The organism is Thalassobaculum sp. OXR-137 (assembly GCF_034377285.1).
In the GTDB taxonomy this organism is placed as follows: domain Bacteria; phylum Pseudomonadota; class Alphaproteobacteria; order Thalassobaculales; family Thalassobaculaceae; genus Thalassobaculum.
In genome coordinates, this window is record NZ_CP139715.1 from 1,489,867 (window position 1) to 1,506,042 (window position 16,176).

At 65.9% G+C, this 16,176-nt stretch carries 14 protein-coding genes; 10 read left to right on the top strand and 4 right to left on the bottom strand.

What is annotated here, in order from left to right; genetic code table 11:
• Window positions 1–187: 187 nt before the first annotated feature.
• The 4 genes from T8K17_RS07005 to T8K17_RS07020 all read right to left on the bottom strand — a co-directional run bounded on the left by T8K17_RS07005 (window position 188) and on the right by T8K17_RS07020 (window position 4,109).
• Window positions 188–1,789: a GMC family oxidoreductase gene (locus T8K17_RS07005; protein ID WP_322333776.1), complete on the bottom strand. Its 1,602-nt coding sequence runs from the start codon at window positions 1,787–1,789 to the stop codon at window positions 188–190.
• The gene (locus T8K17_RS07010) at window positions 1,786–2,649 is read right to left on the bottom strand and encodes a TauD/TfdA family dioxygenase (protein WP_322333777.1); all 864 of its coding nucleotides are present in this window, start codon (window positions 2,647–2,649) and stop codon (window positions 1,786–1,788) included. The genes T8K17_RS07005 and T8K17_RS07010 overlap by 4 nt, the downstream gene beginning before the upstream one ends.
• 107 nt (window positions 2,650–2,756) lie before the next feature.
• Complete coding sequence (locus T8K17_RS07015) at window positions 2,757–3,662, bottom strand: LysR family transcriptional regulator (protein WP_322333778.1); 906 nt, start codon at window positions 3,660–3,662, stop codon at window positions 2,757–2,759.
• A 288-nt stretch (window positions 3,663–3,950) separates the two neighbouring features.
• A complete protein-coding gene (locus tag T8K17_RS07020) occupies window positions 3,951–4,109 on the bottom strand; it encodes a hypothetical protein (RefSeq protein WP_322333779.1) in 159 nt (52 codons plus the stop codon).
• A gap of 363 nt (window positions 4,110–4,472) precedes the next feature.
• On the opposite strand from T8K17_RS07020, the gene T8K17_RS07025 reads away from it, so the two are divergent.
• The 10 genes from T8K17_RS07025 (at window position 4,473) to T8K17_RS07070 (ending at window position 16,140) form a co-directional block, all read left to right on the top strand.
• Complete coding sequence (locus tag T8K17_RS07025; protein WP_322333780.1) at window positions 4,473–4,787, top strand: co-chaperone GroES; 315 nt, start codon at window positions 4,473–4,475, stop codon at window positions 4,785–4,787.
• 18 nt (window positions 4,788–4,805) lie between these two features.
• Window positions 4,806–6,419, top strand: coding sequence for a chaperonin GroEL (groL, locus tag T8K17_RS07030; RefSeq protein WP_322333781.1), 1,614 nt, complete (start codon window positions 4,806–4,808; stop codon window positions 6,417–6,419).
• Window positions 6,420–6,692: 273 nt separating this feature from the next.
• Entirely contained in the window at window positions 6,693–7,583 is an 891-nt protein-coding gene (locus tag T8K17_RS07035) for an OmpA family protein (protein WP_322333782.1), read from the top strand.
• Between the two features lie 285 nt (window positions 7,584–7,868).
• Window positions 7,869–8,543, top strand: a complete 675-nt coding sequence (locus tag T8K17_RS07040; protein ID WP_322333783.1) for a GntR family transcriptional regulator — start codon at window positions 7,869–7,871, stop codon at window positions 8,541–8,543.
• Window positions 8,544–8,553: 10 nt separating this feature from the next.
• The gene (locus T8K17_RS07045) at window positions 8,554–10,113 is read left to right on the top strand and encodes a class I adenylate-forming enzyme family protein (protein WP_322333784.1); all 1,560 of its coding nucleotides are present in this window, start codon (window positions 8,554–8,556) and stop codon (window positions 10,111–10,113) included.
• 39 nt (window positions 10,114–10,152) lie between these two features.
• A complete protein-coding gene (locus tag T8K17_RS07050; RefSeq protein ID WP_322333785.1) occupies window positions 10,153–11,895 on the top strand; it encodes a thiamine pyrophosphate-binding protein in 1,743 nt (580 codons plus the stop codon).
• A 424-nt stretch (window positions 11,896–12,319) separates the two neighbouring features.
• Window positions 12,320–13,315 carry a TRAP transporter substrate-binding protein gene (locus tag T8K17_RS07055; protein ID WP_322333786.1) on the top strand — a complete coding sequence of 332 codons (996 nt, stop codon included), beginning with the start codon at window positions 12,320–12,322 and terminating at the stop codon, window positions 13,313–13,315.
• Between the two features lie 100 nt (window positions 13,316–13,415).
• Window positions 13,416–13,934 (top strand): TRAP transporter small permease, encoded by a 519-nt coding sequence (locus T8K17_RS07060; RefSeq protein ID WP_322333787.1) that lies wholly within the window; start codon window positions 13,416–13,418, stop codon window positions 13,932–13,934.
• Window positions 13,921–15,225, top strand: coding sequence for a TRAP transporter large permease (locus T8K17_RS07065; protein ID WP_322333788.1), 1,305 nt, complete (start codon window positions 13,921–13,923; stop codon window positions 15,223–15,225). Before T8K17_RS07060 ends, T8K17_RS07065 begins: the two co-directional genes overlap by 14 nt.
• 114 nt (window positions 15,226–15,339) lie before the next feature.
• Complete coding sequence (locus T8K17_RS07070; protein WP_322333789.1) at window positions 15,340–16,140, top strand: 23S rRNA (adenine(2030)-N(6))-methyltransferase RlmJ; 801 nt, start codon at window positions 15,340–15,342, stop codon at window positions 16,138–16,140.
• Window positions 16,141–16,176: the final 36 nt, after the last annotated feature.

Here is a 16,176-nt window from a genome sequence, read left to right on the forward strand (position 1 = left end):
TCTTATGTATATCCTGCGGGCCTGCAGATCGGCGACCGTGTTCGCGTCGGCGACCTGAGGGTGGTGGAGGCTCAATATTCCGGATCGCACCTCGCATGCCGGCCAGAACGACCAGGAGCCGGCCAACGACCGGACCGCCCTGCGCCCGCGGCCCTGAACGCGTTGAGCGCCCTGGCCTGGTTGTCCGTTACGGCGCCGCCTTTCCTAGAATCAGATCGGACGCCTTCTCGGCGATCATCATCGTGGCGGCGTTCGTGTTGGCCGAGACCATCGTCGGCATCACCGACGCATCCACCACACGAAGCCTATCGACGCCGCCGACCTTCAGGGTCGGGTCGACCACCGCCCCGGCGTCGGTGCCCATCCGGCAGGTGCTGACGGCGTGATAGACGGTCGCCCCCTTCGCCCGGGCATAGGCCAGCAGGTCGGCGTCGGTGCGACTGTCCGGTCCGGGAAGGGTCTCCGGCCCGCGATACGGGGCGAGAGCCTCACTCGACAGCAGCTTTCGGCACCACTGCAGCCCCTGGACGACGGCCCGTTGATCGGCCGGGTCCGTCAGATAGTTCGGCTGGATTTCCGGCGCGTCATCGGTGTCCGAAGAAAGCGCGCGGACATGCCCGGTGCTGTGCGGGCGCATCTGCCACACCCCGATGGTCATGCCCGGTTCGCGCTGCAACTGCCCGATCACGCCGTCCGAGTAGCTCGCCGGGGTGAACACGAACTGAAGATCGGGTTCTTCAAGGTCGTCGGACGATCGCACGAAGGCGCCCACATGGGCCGGGCTGAAGGCCAGCAGGCCCTTGCCCGCCGCCAGCCACCGCCCGATCTCCCAAAGCAGACGCGGGCCGCGGGCGCGCTCGTTCAGCGTGATCGGCCGCGTGACCCGGTGCACGACCCGGACGGCATAGTGATCCTGGAGGCCCTGGCCGACCGCCGGCAGCGGATGGACGACGTCGACGCCGATCCCGCGCAGGTGCTCCGGGTCGCCGACGCCGGAGACCTGCAGCAATACCGGGCTGCCGATGGCGCCGGCCGCCAGGATGACCTCCCGCGCCGCCGTCGCGGTCTGCGATTGCCCATACCGGCGATAGCGCACGCCGACCGCCCGCCGCCCGTCGAAGACCACGCGCTCCACGTGAGCTTGGGTGACGACCTCGAGGTTCGGCCGGTTGCGCACCGGGTGCAGGAAGCCGCTCGCCGCGCTATGGCGCCTGCCGTCGCGGATCGTGCGCTGGTAATACGCCACACCCTCCTGACGCGCGCCGTTATAGTCGGGGTTACGCGCCAGCCCGAGGGATTCGGCCCCGTCGATGAAGGCCTCGCAGATCGGGTGCCGCTCGTGGATGTCGGAGACGTGCTGCGGGCCGCCGGCGCCATGATAGGAGTCGCTGCCGGTGGAGCGATCCTCCGCCCGGCGGAAATAGGGCAGAATATCCTCATAGGCCCAGCCTCGATTGCCGAGCTGCGCCCAGGTGTCGAAGTCCCGCGCCTGGCCTCGGACATATAGATGGCCGTTGATCGAGCTCGACCCGCCGAGAACGCGGCCGCGCGGAAAGAAGATCGACCGGCCGTCCACGCCCTGTCCGGGCGCCGTCGAATAGCACCAGTTGAACCGCGGATCCTGAAACGTCTTCAGAAACCCGACCGGCGCCTGGACATAGGGATGACGGTCGCTGCCGCCCGCCTCCAGCAGAAGCACGCGGACGGTCGGATCGGCACTCAGCCGGTTGGCCAGAACGCAGCCGGCCGTTCCGGCCCCCACGATCACATAGTCGGCGGCCTCGATCATGCGGCGGCGACCAGCGTCGGTGCGTCCCCGGCGATGGTCGTTCGCACCATCAGGCGCTTTTCGGTCGCGCTCTCGAACGGTGTCGCCCGATGGATGACGGCCCGGTTGTCCCAAAGGATCAGGTCGTGGGGCTGCCACTTGTGCGCATAGACGAACCGTTCCTGCGTGGCGAACGCCATCAGCTCGTCGATCAGCGCCCTCCCCTCATCCTCCGCCATGCCCTCGATCCGCGCCGCATGGGCGCCGAGATACAGCGACCTGCCGAGATCGGCTCCGTGGTCGATCACCATCGCCTGGCGGACCGGCGGCACCGCCGCGCGCTCCGCGTCGGTCACCAGGGCCGGGTCGATCTTGGAGCGGGAATAGGCGTAGTCATGGATCACGACCTTGTTCTCCACCGCCTGCTTCAACCGGCCGGGCAGCGCCGCATAGACCGCCCGCATGCTGATGTACTCGGTGTCCCCGCCCTTGGACGGGATCAGCCGGGCGGACAGCATCGACGCCTTGGCCGGCACCGCCTTGAAGGAGCTGTCGGCGTGCCAAAGACGGTTGGCTCGGTTATTCAGAACCTGCCGGTCGCTCGCCGGCACGACGGCGCCGCCTTCATCCATGTTGGACAGCACGATCAGCTTGCCGCCCGCTCCCGCGGTGCCGACCTTCGTGGTTTCCAAGGCCCCGAAGCGCTCGCTGAAAGCGATCTGCTGGTCGTCGGTGATCGGCTGGTCGCGGAAGACCAGCACCGAATGGCGGCGGAAGGCGGCCTCGATGTCGCTGAAGACAGCGTCCGGGATCGGCGCCGACACGGCGAGGTCGGTGATCTCGGCCGCGAAGAGCGGATGCAACCGTTTGGCGGCGATCATGGCGTTCCCCACTTGGTTGGACTTCTTTGCTGACACAACGGTGCAGCATCGCGCCCCCACGCAAAAGCGGGAGAATGCAGGAAACACTTTCCCGATTTTCCGGAAAATCAGTCCAGGTGGGTACCCAGATGCCGCTGGAGATGGCCGAGAAAAGCCTCGACCTTCCGCGGCAGCCGGGGGTCGCGCCGATAGACGGCATAGATCTCCGCACCATAGCCGGCGGGATACAGCCGCAATTGGTCGAGACACGTCTGCAGGCGCCCGGCGGCCACGTCCCAGGCAACCATCCATTCTGGCAGGAGCGTGAGGCCCAGGCCATCCAGGGCCGCCTGGCGCAGAACTTCACCGCTGTTGGAGCGCAGAGACCCTGAGACGACGACGTCCTGGCGCTGGCCGAGATGCTCGGACACCCAGACCGCCGGTTCCGCCTCCTGGCCATAGGCGAGGCAGTTGTGGCGATCCACGTCGCCGAGGCTGGCGGGCGTCCCATTCTGGCGAAAGTAGTCCGGGCTGGCGCAGAGCATACGCCGGTCGGTCGTCAGACGCTGCCAGCTGAGGGACTTCTCCGACGGCTGCCCCAGGCGGATGGCGATATCGACGCCATGCGACGGCGCAATCTCCACGGTTTCGGTCAGATGCAGGTCGACCGAGACCTCGGGATACGCCGTGCGGAAGGCAGGCAATGTGGGCACGACATGCAGCATCCCGAAGGACCGACGGGCGAGGATGCGCAGCACGCCCGACGGCGTCTCCGAATTCTCGGTTATCTGCTCGATGATCGCATCCATGTCCCGGATCATCGGGACGATCCGGTCATAGAGCGCCTGACCCGCCTCGGTCGCGGAAACGTGGCGCGTGGTCCGGTTGAGCAGACTGATGTTCAGGTCGGCCTCCAGATCCTGAAGGCGTTTGGAGGCCACCGTCTTCGACAATCCGAGCGAGCGGCCGGCCGCCGAGATCGTTCCCCGCTCGACAACACGGGCGAAGAGCTGAAGCGCTTGTAGACGGTCCATGGAGTATCTGGCCCTTGGTCTGGACTTCCGGCTGACGCCCCATCAAGCCTTACTTACCCGAGCAGGGCTGGCCACACCTCATTCATGGTGTTTCCGGAGTGGGCGGCTCGCAAGCTTCCATACCCGTCCAGCGCTCCCGGCTGAAGGGAGCGGACACCTGACCGGGCGTGGGAACCCCCAAGCCCGGTCAGGCCAAATGTTTCGAACAGCCCGCAAGGTCGAGGGCGTTTAGCGGAGGCACACCGGCGGTGACCATCCCTTGCGGTGCCTCCAGACCGGCAGAACCGGTCAGGCCTGGGGCGCAGCCTTGTTCGGCGGCCCGGCAATGCCTTTGTCCTTGGGGGCAGCGGCAGCCGGCTTCGAGCTTTCCAGCTCCGGCAAATCCGGTTTCGTCATACCGGACGTTTTCTTTGCGAAATCTTTGAAAGACATGATTTTATTTTCCATGTTTTGTGTATTTTTTAAAAACCAACACCTGTAATATAGGATCGATTTTGTATTCTCACAATGGCGGCATGATTTTTATTTATAATCCATAAAACGACTTTTTTTAAGTTCTTAAGCTTGATGGCGAGCCGCGAGAGTGAGCGCCGGGCTGATGCGGAGATCGTCGGGGGCCGGCCCACGGCGCCGTATCCTTATCGACCGTCGCCCGAATGGGGCAGACGGGAGCGGGCGCGGAAACGAGTGCCGCCGGCGCGCTGCGAAAATATATACGTCGTATCCGAGGCTTCGGGTCCCCACCTACGGAAAGCAGATTGGCACTCCAGACATGAGAGTGCCAACGCACCCCGGTCTAGGAGACCCTCGATGACATTGCGCCCCTTGCAGGATCGCGTCCTGATCCGCCCCGTCGAACAGGAGGCGAAATCCCCCGGCGGCATCATCATCCCGGACTCCGCGAAGGAAAAACCCGTCGAGGGAGAGGTGCTGGCCGTCGGCCCCGGGATCCGGGGAGACGATGGCGCCCTGCATCGGCCCGAGCTCACCGCCGGCGACCGGGTTCTGTACGGCAAATGGAGCGGCAACGAGATCAAACTCGACGGCGAGGATCTCGTCATCATGCGGGAAACCGACATCCTGGGCATCGTCGACCAGGCGCACGCCGAGCAGCAGGCCACTTAACGCGTCAGGAGATCGACCATGTCCGCCAAGGAAGTCAGATTCAACACCGATGCCCGCGACAGCATGCTGCGCGGCATCGATATTCTTGCACACGCCGTTCGGGTGACGCTGGGTCCGAAAGGCCGAAACGTTCTCCTCGCCAAGGCCTATGGCGCGCCCAGGATCACCAAGGACGGCGTCACCGTCGCCCGGGAAATCGAGCTGTCCGATCGGTTCGAGAATATGGGAGCCCAGATGGTGAAGGAGGTGGCCAACCGGGCCAGCGACCTTGCCGGCGACGGCACCACGACCGCCACGGTCCTGGCCCATGCGATCATGCGCGAAGGGGCGAAGGCCGTTGCGGCCGGCATGAACCCGATGGACCTGAAGCGCGGCATCGACCTTGCCGTCACGGCGGTCGCGGGCGAGTTGGAGCGGGTCTCCCGGAAGATCGAGACCAATGCCGAGATCGCGCAGGTCGGGACGATCTCCGCGAATGACGACCGCGAGATTGGCGAGATGATTGCCAAGGCCATGGACAAGGTCGGCAATGCGGGCGTGATCACGATCGAGGAGTCGAAATCGGCCGAGACCGAACTCGACATCGTCGATGGGATGCAGTTCGACCGCGGGTACCTGTCCCCCTACTTCGTGACGAACGCGGAGAAGATGATCTGCGAGTTGGAGGATCCTTATATCCTCCTGCACGACAAGAAACTGCCTGGCATCCAGGCGATCCTGCCGGTTCTCGAGGCCATCGCGCAGAGCGGCCGGCCGCTGCTGATCGTGGCCGAGGATGTCGACGGCGAAGCCCTGGCGACGCTTGTCGTCAACAAGCTTCGAGGCGGACTCAAGGTCGCCGCGGTCAAGGCGCCCGGTTTCGGCGACCGCCGCAAGGCCATGCTCGAAGACCTCGCGATCCTGACCGGCGGTCAGGTCATTACCGAGGACATCGGCATCAAGCTCGAGAGCGTGACCCTCGAGATGCTCGGAACCGCGCGTCGGGTCCGGATCGAAAAGGACAGCACCACGATCATCGACGGCGGCGGCGAGACGACGGCGATCGAGGCCCGTTGCACCCAGATTCGCGCGCAGGCCGACGAGGCGACGTCGGACTATGACAAGGAGAAGCTGCAGGAGCGGATGGCCAAGCTGGCCGGCGGCGTGGCCGTCATCCGTGTGGGCGGCGTCACCGAGGTCGAGGCCAAGGAACGCAAGGACCGGGTGGACGATGCGGTGCACGCAACCCGGGCTGCGGTCGAGGAAGGGATCGTCGCCGGTGGCGGCGTGACCCTGCTCTATGCCAGCCAGAACCTCGGCGGCCTCAACCCGGAGAACGACGACCAGAAGGTCGGCATCGACATCGTCCGTCGTGCGCTGCAGGCCCCGGCGCGTCAGATTTACGCCAATGCCGGCGCCGATGCCTCGATCATCGTCGGTAAGCTCCTGGACAAGGCCGATATCGGCCTCGGCTTCGACGCGCGCTCCGGAGAGTATGTCGATATGGCGAAGGCCGGGATCATCGACCCGACAAAGGTCGTGAGACTCGCGCTGCAAGGTGCGGCCTCGATCGCGGGTCTGCTGATCACCACCGAAGCAATGGTCGCGGAGAAGGTTGAAAATTCCGGCACCATGGCTATGGCCGACTACTAAGAAAAATCATCTTCCGGCGGGACCAGGAATCGGTCTCGCCGGAGGATAAAAAGAAACGGTGATGGCAATCTCTTTGAAATCGCCATTCTCTCCACGAATATTAAATTTACTACATATCGATCGAAATATTCACCGAATGCACTGAATCAATACTAAACTGTAATACGAAATAAATTTACAAATTTCCCTTTCTGTGTATAATTATAGAATAATAAAGCCAATCATAACGAGAGTTTTCCCGTGAGATAGCGGCTTTATACAGGAGTCTATAAGATGAAAATGATATATTCTAAGTATGCATTCCCGCTCATAGGCGTGGCATTACTGCTTTCTCAGCCTGCTGCCGCCGATCCGTTTTTCGGTCAGGTGGATGAGGTCAAGAGCTCGTCCTTCACGGGCGAAGGCTTTGATCAGCACCTCGCCGCCAACTACCGTGAACTCGTCATCTTCGAAGTGGACGAGATGTATGACTGGTTCGATGGCAGGGATTACGCCGACAAGGCGCAGGCCGCTGCGGCCGGTGCCCGGGTCATGCCGGACGATCTGGAAGACCGTAATATCGCCGACCCGAATGCGCTGACCGACCTGCGCACCCAGCACACCCGTCTCCTGGCTGCGCTGAACGGGGGTGCGATCCAGAAGGCGCCCGTCCAGATCGCCCGCGCCCAGGCGAAGTTCGACTGTTGGGCCGAGCAGCAGGAAGAAGGGTGGCAGACCTGGGACATCGCCGCATGCCGTGACGCCTATATGGCGGCCATGGGCGAGGTCGATGCCGCCATGGCGCCGAAGGTCGCCGCAGGGCCCAGCGCGCCGTTGCCCGTCTCGCCCTTCCCGGTGGACGGCTACATGGTCTTCTTCGACTTCGACAGGTCGGCCATCACGCCTCAGGCGGCTGCGATCCTGGATCGCGTCGCGATCGCCGCATTGGAGCAGAAAGCCCAGCTGGTCGAACTGACCGCCTATACGGATCGGGCGGGGTCGATCGCGTACAACCAGCTGCTGTCTGAGCGCCGCGGCGACGCGGTGCGCGCGTATCTCGGCGGCCGGGGCGTGGTCGTCGGTCACATCACCACGCTCGGCATGGGCGAAGCGAACTCTCGGGTCGCCACGGCCGACGACGTGAGGGAGCCGGAGAACCGCCGGGTGACCGTCTATCTTCGCTAACCGTCGCTCCGCTGGTCGCGTCCAGATGCTCGCTTAATCCCGACGGGGCCATCCGACCCTTCCTCTAAGTCTTGCCGGCTCGAACCACTCGGAGCCGCCACGCCCATAAGCCGGCGATCATCAGATCGCCGGCTTTTTGCTGAAACCTGCCGGCGCGTCGATGCCGTCTGCACCGCGCGGTGTGGCTTCCGACGCCGATCGATCCATCGACCCGCTTGACCCTCGCCGTGTTATCGAATATTGAACTCTGAATTCAGAGTTCAATACGACGGTAGCAGCGGAACCATGTTGAAGACCGCCCCCAGCCTCTCGGACCAGATTTACGACCAGATCGTCGACGAGATCTGCAACGGCAGGCTCGCGCCCGGCATGCATCTGATTCAGGAGAAGCTGGCGGAGAGGTTCGACGTCTCCCGCCAGCCGATCCAGCAGGCGATGAACCGCCTCAAGGCCGACGGTCTGGTCGAGGAACTGGGGCGCCGGGGGTTGTTCGTCGCCCCGCTCGACCCGACCCGGATGCGCGATCACTACGGGATCCGTTCCGCCCTGGACGGATGGGCGACGCGGACCGCGGCCCAGCGGATCCGGGACGATGGCGCCCGGGCGACAGTGCTGAAGCGGCGCGGCGCGGAGATCCTGGCGGACGGCAACGCCGCCGTCGCCGCCGGCGACATCGCGGGCCAGGTCCATGCCGACGATGCGTTCCACAGCCTGATCTACGCCGCGTCCGGCAATCCGATGGTCGCGGTGGCGGCCGAACCGCATTGGCGGTTTCTGCGCCGGGCCATGGGCGACGTGCTGCGCCGGGCCGAGGAGCCCGTCGTCATCTGGCGCCAGCATGGCGAGATCCTGGACGCGGTGGCGTCCGGCGACCCGGAGCAGGCCGAACGGCTCGCCATCGACCACGTGACCCACGCCGCCGACCGGCTCGCCGAGGTCCTGGAAGCGGCGCAATCCTGAGGACACGCAGATGACACCCATGCCGACGATCGGGCAGATGTTGTCCGCCCATGCCCGCCTGCAGCCGGAGCGTATCGGCGCCCGCGACCTGGAGCGGGACATGACCTTCCGCACCTGGAACGACCGCGCCTGTCGCCTGGCGAACGGGCTGCTCGGCCTCGGCTTGCAGAAGGGCGACCGGATCGGCGTGCTCGCCTGGAACCGCATCGAGTGGCTGGAGATCTACGCCGCTGTCGCCAAGGCGGGCCTGGTCGCGGTACCGGTGAACTTCCGTCTGGTCGGACCCGAGATCCGCTTCATTCTCCAGGATTGCGGTGCCAAGGCCGTCATCGCCGAGCATGGGCTGACCGCGGCGATCGAGGAAATCCGCGCCGATCTGGACATCGCCGACGATCGCTTCATCGCCCTGGGCCAGGACAGCGGGCCGGCGGGATGGGGGAGCTACGAGCCGCTCCTCGCAGCGGCGGCCGCGACGGAACCCGGGATCCGGGTCGCTCCGGGCGACCCCTGGTGTCTGATGTACACCTCCGGGACGACCGGCAATCCGAAGGGGGCGATCCGCGGCCACGAAGGCATGAGCAACCTGGCGATGATGACCGAAATCGAACTCGGTCTCGGCCGCCGGGATTCAGCGCTGCTGGTCATGCCCATGTGCCATGCCAACTCGCTGAACTTCTTCACCTCGTTCCTGTATTGCGGTGCCGCGACCACGGTATTCTCGCGGCGGAGCTTCGACCCAGAGCTGTGCCTGCGCGCCTTCGCGGAAACCGGCTCGACCTTCACCTCCCTGGTGCCGACCCATTACGAGATGATGCTGGAGGTCCGCGGCAAGGCCGGCGATCTCGGTCGGGTCGAGAAGCTCATGGTCTCCTCCGCACCCGCGCGGGTCGAGACCAAGCGCCGGGTCATGGAGATGTTTCCGAATTCCGGGCTGTTCGAGCTCTACGGATCGACCGAGGCCGGTTGGGTGACGATGCTGCACCCAAGCGAGCAGTTCGACCATCTGGGGTCGGTCGGCCGCGAGGTGGTCGGCTCCCTGCCGATCCGCCTGCTGGACGACGCCGGCGCCGAAGTGCCGGACGGCACGCCGGGCGAGCTGTACAGCTGCGGCCCCTATGCGTTCGACGGCTACTGGAACCGTCCCGAGAAGACCGCCGAGGCGTTCCGCGGCGACTATCTCAGCGTCGGCGACGTGGCGGTGCGGGAGGCCGACGGTTTCATCCGGCTGATCGACCGCAAGAAGAACATGATCATCTCCGGCGGCGAGAACATCTACCCGACCGAAGTGGAAGCGGTGCTGGCGCAGCACCCGGCGGTGCGCGACGTGGCCGTGGTCGGTCGCCCGGACGACAAGTGGGGCGAGCGGGTGGAGGCGGCGGTGGTGCTGCGCGACGGCGAGACCGTCTCGGGCGACGACCTGATCGAGTGGTCGCGCAATCGGCTGGCCGGATACAAGCGGCCGCGCGCGATCACCTTCCTCGCCGCCGACGAGATGCCGCGTACCGCCACCGGCAAGATCCAGCACGCCATCCTGCGCGACCTGCTCAAGGACCGCGCCGCCAGACCCTGACTCACAAGAACCTGCCCGGGAGGCGGGAAGGAGGATTCCGTGACCACCGACATCCAAGATCTCAACACCGATCAGCTCAGCGTGGCGGCCTGGATCGCCAAGGCCCTGGAAATGCGCGGGATCGACCGGATCTTCGGCCTGCAGGGCGGTCACATCCAGCCGATCTGGGACCATGCCGCCCGGCGCGGCCTGAAGATCTACGACGTGCGCCACGAGGCGGCGGCCGTGCACATGGCCCATGCCCACGCGGAGCTGACCGGCGGTCTCGGCGTCGCCATGGTGACCGCGGGACCGGGCGTGACCAACACGGTGACGGCGATGGCCAATGCGTCGCTCGCCCGGGTCCCGGTGCTGCTGATCGGCGGCTGCACCTCTCGGCCGCAGGCGAATATGGGCCCGCTGCAGGACATTCCCCATGTGGACATCCTGCGCCCGGTGACCCGCTATGCCCGCACCGCCCGCGTGCCGGAGCAGGTGATCCGCGAGCTCGACGAGGCCATCGCCCGCGCCATGGGCGACCTGGGCGAGCCCGGGGCGGTCTATATCGAAGTGCCGACCGACGTGCTGCGCACCCATTTGCCGGAGACCCTGATCCCGGCGGACTGGCTGGCGCCGAAGCCGTCGCGCCGTCCCGCCCCCTCCGCCGACCGCGTGGCGGAGGCGGCCGACGCCATCCGCGCCGCCCGCCGCCCGCTGGTCATCAGCGGCCGGGGCGCGCGCTGGGCCGGCGATGAACTGGTCCGTTTTCTCGACACCGCCGACGCGCTCTATCTCGACACCCAAGAGAGCCGCGGTCTTGTGCCGGCCGATCACCCCTCGGTCGTCGGCGCGGTGCGGGCCGCCGCCATGGGGCAGGCCGACCTGGTGATCACCCTGGGGCGTAAATTGGACTACCAGGTGGCGTTCGGCTCGCCGGCGGTGTTCCCGGAGGCCAGGTTCCTACGGATCGCCGATACCGCGGGCGAGCTGGTGGACAACCGGCGCGGCGCGCCGGAGATCCTGGCCGATGTCGGCCTCGCGCTGGACGCCATCTGCGCCGCGCTGGGCAACGATGTGGGCGACCGCGACGGCGACTGGCTGTCCGGCCTGCGCGGCAAGCATCGCGAGCGGATCGCCAAGGGCGCGGAGAAGGTGGGTCCGGTAACGGGCCCCGACGGCAAGATCCATCCCACTGCCATCTTCGAGGCGATCCAGTCGGTGGCCGATCCCGATTACATCGCCGTGGCCGACGGCGGCGACCTGCTGAGCTTCGCGCGGGTCGGCCTGACGGCGCGGACCTATATGGACGCCGGCGCCTTCGGCTGTCTCGGCGTCGGCGTGCCCTTCGCGGTCGCGGCCGCCCTGGCCGAGCCGCACCGCCAGGTGATCTCGGTGAACGGAGACGGCGCCTTCGGCCAGAACGCGATGGAGATCGACAGCGCGGTCCGTCACGGCGCGAAGGCCGTCTTCATCGTCTCCAACAACGCCGCCTGGAACATCGAGCGGTTCGACCAGGAGATCAATTACGGCGGCCGGGTCGTCGGCACCACCCTGCAGCATTGCGACTATGCCGCCATGGCCCGGGGCCTCGGCGCCCATGGCGAAAGGGTGGAGGATCCGGCCGACCTCCCGGCGGCTCTGGAGCGCGCCCTGGCCAACGCGCCGGCCGTGATCGACGTGGTCACCTCGCAGCAGGCGGTCTCCTCGGACGCCCAGAAGGGCCTGGGCTTCGTGCCGGACTACCAGGCGCTCACGGCCTGGGACGACGCGGAGCGTCGACGGCGGAAGCTGGGTGAAGGATAGAGCCAGGACCGATCGACGGCGGATCGTTCAAGCGGGCGCATGAGATCGGCTTCATGGGGTCGGGTTACCGGCCGAGACCGGCGTCAGCCATGAGTTCGTGTGACAGCGACCCGTAGCGGTCGTTCGAGACGTACGATCCTATCGGCCGAGTACGGTCATTGGGGGATGTGATTGCGTCCTGGAACCGACCGCCGCGGAGGGGCTTTCTCTGACGAGTGCCTTCCCCCTATCCAAGAAAAGTTGCCGTCCAAATACCTACGCATTGTGTTTCAGGACCCAGCTTCACACCCTTTCCTGGTCCGCCGTATTGCCAGCTCCCCCAAGGCGGACCTACGCTGTCCGGTGTCGGTAACAGCCGACCGCAAACCCGTCGGCACCTCAAACGATCGGCGGGTCAGATAATCGCTCATAAGGGGAGTGAAACATGACCTACCGCACCCGCATGGCCGGCGCTCTCGCCGGTGCCTGCCTGTTGGCCGTGGCCGCCCTGCCGGCCGCCGCGCAGGAGATCGAGCTGCACGGCGCCGTGCAGTTCGACGACAACCATGCCTTCAACAAGGCGCTGCTGAAGTTCGAGGAACTGACGACGGCCTGCTACAACAAGCCGATCAAGTTCGTGCTTCACCGAAACAGCGAACTGGGCCTGGAGAAGGACTACTTCAACTACATGAGTAAGGGCGTATCCGTCGACTACGCGATCGTGTCGCCGTCGCACATGTCGACCTACTCCAAGATGGCGCCGCTGATGGACATGCCGTTCCTGTTCCGCGACCTCGACCACTGGAACAAGGTGCTCGATCAGGACGGGCTGGCCCCCATCGCCGAGGACGTAAAGAAAAAGGCCGACGTGATCCTGATCGGCTATGCCGGCGGGGGCACCCGCAACCTGATCGTCAAGCGGCCGGTGGAGAACATGGAAGACCTAAAGGATCTGCCGATCCGTGTGATGGGCGCGCCGATCCAGACCCAGATCTTCCAGGCCATCACCGCCGCCCCGACCGTGATCGCCTATTCGGAAGTCTACAACGCCATCCAGACCGGTGTGATCGACGCGGCCGAAAACGAGGCTGCCGGCATCGAGCAGATGAAGTTCTACGAAGTCGGTCCGGACATCTCGCTCACCCAGCACGCCATCACGGTCCGGCCGATCGGCTTCAGCGGCAAGACGTTCGAGAGACTGCCGGCCGACCTGCAGGCCTGCGTCATGAGCGCGGGCAAGGAAGCGGGTAAGCACGGCCGCGATATCGAGTCGTCCCAGGACTCCGAGAAGCTCGCCAAGATGGAGAGCGAGGGCAAGTTGAAGACCCACACCTTCACCGACCGCGCCAAGCTCCTGGAACTGGCCGAGCCGGTGAAGAAGGCCTATGCCGAGGAACTGGGCGCAACCGCGGTGCTCGAGAAGATCAACAGCATCCAATAGCCCTGCAGCAGACCAAAACCGGCCACCCGGCGAACGATCGGCTCCCCGATCGTTCGCTGCCGGTTTGCGTGCCCTTCGTCCACGAGGCGGGTTGCTCCTGATGACTCCGACACTGACCAAGTTCCTCGACGCGATCGACCGGATCCTGCGGGTCGCGATCACCGTCCTGATCACGCTGCTGATCGTGCCGGTCACCCTGCAGATCCTCGCGCGCTATGTGCCGTTCATCCCGCGCTACATCTGGACGGAGGAGGCCGCCCGGTTCTGCTTCGTGTGGATCATCATGCTCGGCGCCATGATCGCCGTGCGCGACGACAGCCATTTCGACGTCGACATCCTGCCGACCCCGAGGACCCGGGCCGGGCGGGGCTGGGCCAGGCTTCTGGTCCACACGATCATGGCCGCGCTGGCGCTGTGCTTCGTGTGGTACGGCAAGGAATTCGCCGAGCAGGGGCTGCTTCAGTCCTCGGAAATCGCCGAACTGCCGATGATCGCCATCTTCATCGCCTGGCCCCTGGCCGGACTCGTCTGGACCCTGTTCCTGATCGAAAAACTCGCCGCGGACATCGCCATGATCCGCGGCATGGCCCCTGGGGGAGACGTCGATGTCGCCGGGTGAGGTTGCCGCCATTCTGTTCGGGACCTTCGGGGTCCTGGTCGCCCTGCGGGTGCCCGTGGCCTTCGCCCTGGGCCTCGCCTGCGTTCCGGTGTTCTTCCTGTCGGACCGGCTGTCGCCCAGTCTGCTGTTCGACCAGATGTTCAGCTCCTACAACTCGTTCGTGCTGCTGGCGGTGCCGTTCTTCCTGCTGGCCGCCAATCTGATGAACTCGGCCGGCATCACCCAGCGGCTGATCGATCTGTCGAAGGCGCTGGTCGGCCATCTGCCGGGCGGCCTTGGCCATATCAACGTCACGGTCTCGATGCTGTTCGCCGGGATCTCCGGATCCTCGACCGCCGACGCCGCCGGCATCGGGTCGCTGCTGATCCCGCAGATGAAGAAGCAGGGTTACGATTCCAGCTTCTCGGTGGCGATCACCGCCTGCTCCTCGGTGATGGGCGTGATCATCCCGCCCAGCATCCTGATGGTGGTCTGGGGCGGGCTGATGTCGGTGTCGATCGGCGGCCTGTTTCTGGCCGGCGTGCTGCCGGGCATCCTGATCGCCGGGTCGATGATGACGCTGGTCTACATCTACGCGATCCGGCGCGGCTACCCGGTCTACGCCCGTTCCACCCTGCCCGAGGTCGGACACGCGATCCTCAACGCGGCCCTGCCGCTGATGACGCCGCTGATCATCGTCGGCGGGATCGTCGGCGGGTTCTTCACGCCGACCGAGGCCTCGGTGGTGGCGGTGCTCTACGCGCTCGTCATCGGCCTGTTCGTGTACCGCACCTTCACCGTAAAGACCCTGCCCCGGGTGCTGTACGAGAGTGCCCGGTTCGCAGCGATCTCGCTGTTCTGCATCGGCACCGCGTCGGCCTTCGGATGGATCCTCGCCTTCTTCCAGATCCCCAAATCGCTGGTGACCGTGATGGCGGCCTGGGGCAGCGGCCCGGTGGAGACCGGGCTGCTGATCGCGGCGGCGTTTCTGATCGTCGGCATGTTCATCGACGCCATCCCGGCGATCATCATCCTCGGCACCGTCCTGTTCCCGGTCGCCCAGGCGGCGGGCATGCACCCGATCCACTTCGCCATCATCGGCGTGGTGTCGCTCGCTTTCGGTCTGGTGACGCCCCCCTACGGCCTGTGCCTGCTGATCGCCGCGTCGATCGGCAACATAAAACTGGTGCACGCCCTCAAGGACGTCCTGATCATCCTGCTGCCGATGCTCGGCGTGCTGCTGTTCGTGATCCTGTTCCCGGACGCGATCCTGGCGTTGCCGCGTTGGATCATGCCCAAGTTCGTCGGGTAAGCCGTGGAGTGCGCCCGGAGCTCCGTTGGGCGGCTTTTTTGTTGTTTGGCGCGACGGACACGCGTCCGCGTGCTACGCAGGCGCCCCTGCCACGAAGCTGCCGAGACGGGACGGATGCTGTCCTATCAGCACGGATACCACGCGGGCTGCCTCGCCGATGTCCACAAGCATGCGGCGCTCGCCGCGCTCTGCCTGCGGCTGCGGGAAAAGCCGAAGCCGCTGAGCTACCTGGAAAGCCACGCCGGACGGGCCGTCTACGATCTCGCCTCGCCGGAGGCGGAGAAGACCGGAGAAGCCAAGGCCGGAATCCTGCGGCTGATCGCCGAGGGCGCCGTCCCCCCTGACCACCCGCTGGCGACAGCGATCCGTCTGACCGAACAGGCCTACGGCACCGGCTTCTATCCCGGCTCGCCGATGATCGCCGCCCAGCTGCTCGGGCCGGAGGATGTGCTGCACCTGATGGAACTGCATCCCCAGGAGCACGCCGCCCTGAAACGGGCGATGAGGGGGCGCAACGTCCATATCCACCGCCGCGACGGTTACGAGGGGCTGCTGGCGCTCTCGCCGCCGACCCCGCGCCGCGGCCTGGTGCTGATCGACCCCAGCTACGAGGTCAAGACCGAGTATCTCCAGGTCGCCGACGTGACGGTCGCCCTGCATCGGAAATGGCCGCAGGCGACGGTCATGATCTGGTACCCGATCCTGGCGGCCGGCCTGCACGAGCCGATGGCCGCCCGGCTTCTCGCCGCCGACCTGCCGGCCGTGCTCCGGCGCGAGGTCCGCTTCCACACCGCCGCCGACACACCCGGGATGCGCGGCAGCGGGCTCATCCTCGTCAACGCGCCCTGGGGCGTGGACGCGGCCCTCGACACGGCCGAACGGATGCTCGGCCCGGCGCTCGCCTCGCCCGCCTGAGCATCCGGTCGTTCCGCCCTCCACATATGGGAATGC

Coding starts and splice junctions, on each gene's coding strand:
- T8K17_RS07005 (WP_322333776.1), bottom strand. CDS start 1,789: ATGATCGAGGCCGCCGACTATGTGATCGTGGGGGCCGGAACGGCCGGC.
- T8K17_RS07010 (WP_322333777.1), bottom strand. CDS start 2,649: ATGATCGCCGCCAAACGGTTGCATCCGCTCTTCGCGGCCGAGATCACC.
- T8K17_RS07015 (WP_322333778.1), bottom strand. CDS start 3,662: ATGGACCGTCTACAAGCGCTTCAGCTCTTCGCCCGTGTTGTCGAGCGG.
- T8K17_RS07020 (WP_322333779.1), bottom strand. CDS start 4,109: ATGGAAAATAAAATCATGTCTTTCAAAGATTTCGCAAAGAAAACGTCC.
- T8K17_RS07025 (WP_322333780.1), top strand. CDS start 4,473: ATGACATTGCGCCCCTTGCAGGATCGCGTCCTGATCCGCCCCGTCGAA.
- groL (WP_322333781.1), top strand. CDS start 4,806: ATGTCCGCCAAGGAAGTCAGATTCAACACCGATGCCCGCGACAGCATG.
- T8K17_RS07035 (WP_322333782.1), top strand. CDS start 6,693: ATGAAAATGATATATTCTAAGTATGCATTCCCGCTCATAGGCGTGGCA.
- T8K17_RS07040 (WP_322333783.1), top strand. CDS start 7,869: ATGTTGAAGACCGCCCCCAGCCTCTCGGACCAGATTTACGACCAGATC.
- T8K17_RS07045 (WP_322333784.1), top strand. CDS start 8,554: ATGACACCCATGCCGACGATCGGGCAGATGTTGTCCGCCCATGCCCGC.
- T8K17_RS07055 (WP_322333786.1), top strand. CDS start 12,320: ATGACCTACCGCACCCGCATGGCCGGCGCTCTCGCCGGTGCCTGCCTG.
- T8K17_RS07060 (WP_322333787.1), top strand. CDS start 13,416: ATGACTCCGACACTGACCAAGTTCCTCGACGCGATCGACCGGATCCTG.
- T8K17_RS07065 (WP_322333788.1), top strand. CDS start 13,921: ATGTCGCCGGGTGAGGTTGCCGCCATTCTGTTCGGGACCTTCGGGGTC.
- T8K17_RS07070 (WP_322333789.1), top strand. CDS start 15,340: ATGCTGTCCTATCAGCACGGATACCACGCGGGCTGCCTCGCCGATGTC.